This window comes from Shewanella sp. 11B5, assembly GCF_002836795.1.
GTDB classification, from domain to species: Bacteria; Pseudomonadota; Gammaproteobacteria; order Enterobacterales; family Shewanellaceae; genus Shewanella; species Shewanella frigidimarina.
The window spans coordinates 1-1,825 of the sequence record NZ_PJAP01000761.1 but is presented as its reverse complement, the minus strand read 5'-3'; the positions used below and the strand labels follow the sequence as shown (position 1 = coordinate 1,825).

Here is a 1,825-nt window from a genome sequence, read left to right as displayed (position 1 = left end):
TAAACCAACATCTCATCTTCAAACGGCTTAAGTAACTCAATACGAGGTCCAGCTAAAGCTGCCTCAGTTAAGTTTTTCATGCCTTTATCCATGTCATACAGATTGCCATGAAATAGCTTTGCGCCATCTTTGGTGACGTATAGGACTCCGCGGTCTGTTAGTGCTTGATATAAACCATCGACTGGAGATTGTTGAATGAGCATCACGTTGACCCCTAAGGTTTCAGTGAGTTTTTGCTTTAATGCTGATTCATTGGATACATCGGTCGCAGTTGCCGCTGACACAATAGGGGCAATAATAAGGCTGGCAACAAGGGCGAATGCTTTAGTTAACTTCATGGTAATTCCTATATTACACGGGTTCATAATCAATAGACCCGACTTCGTAAGCAAAACTTACAGATTTAATTTCGCTAGCGCAACAAATACTCATTATCTTAAATGTAAGAATTTGAAACCCACATGGATACACATCCCGCTAAGCTAACCGCGTGGATGATGTTGGCTATGTAGTTGCTGTAAGCGTACTTTAGCAACATGTGTATAAATTTGAGTGGTCGATAAATCACTGTGACCGAGTAACAATTGTACCACACGTAAATCTGCGCCATGGTTAAGTAAATGGGTAGCAAAAGCATGGCGTAACGTATGTGGAGATAGATGACATTGAATACCCGCTCTGGCCGCATACAATTTAATTCGATGCCAAAAGGTTTGTCTGGTCATCATTTGCCCACGGCGAGAGGGAAACAAAACATCAGACTGTTTCATACTTAATAGTTCAGCACGAGCAAACTTGATGTACTGCTCAACAGCTGTAATGGCCAGTTCACCTAAAGGGACCAAACGCTCTTTGCCTCCTTTACCCATCACCCTCACTAAACCTTGGCGCAAACTAATCTGCTCCATCGTTAAACTTACCAATTCAGTCACCCGCAGCCCTGTGGCATACAAAAGCTCTAACATGGCTTTATCTCGGTGCTCGATCGGATCATCAATATTTGGCTCTGATAACAAATTGTCTATTTGCGCTTCAGACAATGTATCCGGTAATTGGCGAACGAGCTTAGGTGACTTGATTAATGCAGTCGGGTCTTGGCTAATTTTCTGCTTAACTAATAAGTAAGCATAAAAACGCCGTAAACTACTGAGAAGTCTCGCTGTACTACTTTTAGCAAATTGCTTATCAAAACGTTCAGCAAGATAATCACGCAGTAAGGCCTGGTCAACTTGCAGCAAATCCTTACCTTTAGTCAAAATGTAACGTTCTGCATTTTGTAAATCTGTACGATAAGATACCAAGGTATTATCACTTAGCCCGTTAGTTGACCATAAATCATCAAGAAACTGGTTAATTAAAGGATCGGGTTGATAAACAGGTTTGGCCAAAGCGGTATCCAATAAATAATAAAAAACGACGTTAGATAATCTATCATAACGTCGTTATATTGCTCTGTTAATTATGATCTATTTAACAATTAAGCATCCGCTTTTTGATCCAGATTTTTGGGTATAAACAAACACACAATTGCCGTTAACGCAGTAGGTAGCAACCAAGCCATCCCCTCTACATGCAGTGGCATAAAGTCTAGGAAGCTCATATCCATGCCTGCCGTTTGTAACCCATCAAAAATACCGAAAAATAATGCCACACTCAGCACGACACGATGCGAAAATGCCGGTCTAGCAAAGCGTTCTGTCAAAAAAGTCACCAATACCAATGCTATCGCAACTGGGTAAATCGTCATTAACACAGGAATACTGATGCTTATTAATTGCGATAAACCTACGTTAGCGACCTGTCTCTTAACCACATCTGACGATGC

Annotated in this window: 3 protein-coding genes; all 3 read right to left on the bottom strand. The window is 41.1% G+C overall.

Translation table 11 applies throughout. The annotated features are described in order from the left end of the window. Positions 1-338 (bottom strand): disulfide isomerase DsbC N-terminal domain-containing protein (locus CXF78_RS16195; RefSeq protein ID WP_308302268.1); only part of this gene is annotated, 338 nt, incomplete at its 3' end. A gap of 144 nt (positions 339-482) precedes the next feature. After that, entirely contained in the window at positions 483-1,388 is a 906-nt protein-coding gene (gene xerD / locus CXF78_RS16190; RefSeq protein WP_041412765.1) for a site-specific tyrosine recombinase XerD, read from the bottom strand. Positions 1,389-1,477: 89 nt separating this feature from the next. After that, a partial coding sequence (locus CXF78_RS16185; RefSeq protein WP_180957185.1) for a branched-chain amino acid transport system II carrier protein occupies positions 1,478-1,825 on the bottom strand: 348 nt, incomplete at its 5' end.